Consider the following 2,589-nt stretch of genomic DNA (forward strand, 5'->3'; position numbering starts at 1 on the left):
TGACCTGGCTGAAGAAGATGATGAGCCGTTAGGACCCTTTGAGTACTAATAAAACTAGCGTTCAGCAATCAGCAATCAGGTATTAGTTATCAGTTATCAGCTAAAGGCTAGGGCGTGTCTTCTTGCCTCGGAGATCCCCCTAAATCCCCCTTAAAAAAGGGGGACTTTGAGTATGGCTCCCCCTTTTTTAAGGGGGGCTGGGGGGGATCATAATCTTGCGGAAAACTTTGAAAACACGCCCTAAAGGCTGAGGGCTGACGGCTGACCGCTAACCGCTGAGAGCTGAGAGCTGACCACTGACCGCTTTTGGCTTAATGCTTAGCCCCCTATGGTATCAAAACAGCGAGGAATTCGGTTCTGTGGATTGCCATAATAATCCAAAATTTCGTGAGTCCGTAGCACCATAGATTCCATCAGGGCAGTCATGTTCTTTTTCACCATTAATTGGTCTTCTGGTGAAACATAAGCTATGTCTGCTAACAAAACCTCGGTAATATCCTCATGGGCTCCATCGTCATTAATTTTGGCATGGAGCAAGATTGGTTGATAAAAGTCCGAAGGCAAATCTAAATCTTGACACCGCTGTTTGAATAACTGGTGGAACTCCTCACTGTGTTCTTCAAACATTAATAATGCTGCCTTGAAGCTAAGGGGATGCTGCTTCGCAAAAACTGCCAGACTTGAACAGACCGCAAAGGTCATGGGTAATGGCAGCATCCGTTGCAGTTGCTGACCAGAAATTCCCACACTCTTCAAGGATTTCTCGATCAAACGGTCATGGTGCAACTCAGACCCAAAGAATTCCCGGAGGAGTTTGCGAATCTTAGGTGATTCATAATTGGCTAAAGACGGAGCTAGCAAACTCGGACACAGATGAGTAACGTGATAGGATTCCAAACTATAACCAATCAACTGCTCTCTAGTAATCGTCCCATCTACCATCTTTACGGTGTAGGGAGACTCAGGAAAACGCATTTTCAGACGGTTTAGGAATCGGTATAACTCCCGATAGAATTGATGTCCAGTAACACCACCAGATGTCACGGATTTCTCCCGGTCTATTAGCATACCACGGCGGTCTAATTCTATTAGCAAGTCAGGAATTTGTTCTCGAATTCCTGGACACTCCTGACCCAATTCCTCTGGTGACATCCCCCCAAACTGCAACAGCTGGAACAGTTTATAAGTCTCCTCTTGCTTTTCAGGTTCTACTGTAATCGAACAGCCTTGGTTTTGATAACGAATTTCTACCCTGGTATCACTGAATTTTAAACATACTTGATTTTTAAATAGCGGCTGTTTCAATAAACTCTTAGTTAACGTCATAACTTCATTCCTAACTGAATCTAAATTGGGTGATAATGTCCTAGGTTTTAAAGAGTAGGGAGTAGGGAGTAGGGAGTAGGGAGTAGGAAAGGTGGAGAGGTGGGGAGTAGCGATCGCAAAAATTCCCACACTTCCCCCTCTCCCCACACTTCCCACACTTCCCCCTCTCCCCACCCTCCCCACACCTCCCGACTCCGGACTCCGGACTCCCGATTCCCGATTCCCGATTCCCTACTCCCTATTTCTAGAGAGCCGAAACTCGTCTGAGCAAATCACTAGTGCATGAATAGTAATTCCAAATCGCCCTGTAAAAATTGTTATACATTTCAATAAACAGGTAAATTTGATCGCCTAACCGTTGCCGAGTTTGTTGATCAACGTGGCCAATGTCTTGAAAGATGCGATGAATTAAGTTTTCTGATTCTCCAGTTATATTTCTGTTTACCAATTCTCGAATTGGGTCGATAAACCCAGACTCAACGTTAACCCGCTCACACGCAGCAAGGTAGGATGATAAATGATGGTATGCTTGACGTTTTAACACCCCTAAGGTACTCAATAAAACCAGTGGCTCGGAGTTTGCCCAATAGGCCAAAGCATTCCCAATTGCCACAGTTTCCGGTAGTGCGATCGCATCCTTTAAATCCTCATCGCTAATACCAATCCCATTCAACGCCTTCAACCAAAGCTGATCTTCCCCATATTCTTGACCATAGAGTTGGTTAATTAATTGTTGAACCTTGGTATAGTTTTGGGTTCCCAGCAATGGAAAGTCCCAATTCCACCGATGGCAAGACAAATGGTAATGCTCTATCCCAAAGCCATACAAAACAGTGTTCGGTAGCTCAGATTCACTAGAGGTTATTGGTTTCCAAAACAGGTTTCCTTCAACAGTAGTTTGGAGTAAGTCATTGGTAAAATCCTCCAACTCCAGCAGAGTATCGATACCAGAATGAACTTTAAACGGAGTAGCATCATCCAGTAACGCCTGATCTTCCAATCCTTTCAAAATTGATTGAATTACCTCCGGGTTATCAGGAGCAAAAAGCTCTTGAAGCTCCTCAATACTCCTAGTACCATCCATCATTACAAACAGTGTTTGTAACGTTTCTGCTGACAAACCGCTAGTCTCGAAACCAAAATATTGACCATCCCGATAAAAAACAATCTGATCGGGATAGATATTAACGTTACAGGCTAATTTAGGGTACTTTACTGTAAGACTTTGCTGAGATTTAAGACACAGCCTTCTGGGTGTCGGGT

General features: G+C 44.1%; 3 protein-coding genes. All 3 read right to left on the reverse strand.

Annotation, left to right across the window (positions count from 1 at the left end; translation table 11 throughout):
* Positions 1-318: 318 nt before the first annotated feature.
* Positions 319-1,326 carry an iron-containing redox enzyme family protein gene (locus tag F6K53_RS46235; protein WP_366511404.1) on the reverse strand — a complete coding sequence of 336 codons (1,008 nt, stop codon included), beginning with the start codon at positions 1,324-1,326 and terminating at the stop codon, positions 319-321.
* 47 nt (positions 1,327-1,373) lie between these two features.
* On the reverse strand, positions 1,374-1,511 hold the full coding sequence (locus tag F6K53_RS37040) for a hypothetical protein (RefSeq protein WP_293062427.1): 138 nt from the start codon (positions 1,509-1,511) through the stop codon (positions 1,374-1,376).
* 59 nt (positions 1,512-1,570) lie between these two features.
* Positions 1,571-2,589, reverse strand: a 1,019-nt coding sequence (locus F6K53_RS37045; protein ID WP_293084547.1) for a hypothetical protein, incomplete at its 5' end; no start/stop codon positions are given.

The sequence above is a fragment of the Moorena sp. SIO4A1 genome, assembly GCF_010672065.1.
Classification (GTDB): domain Bacteria; phylum Cyanobacteriota; class Cyanobacteriia; order Cyanobacteriales; family Coleofasciculaceae; genus Moorena.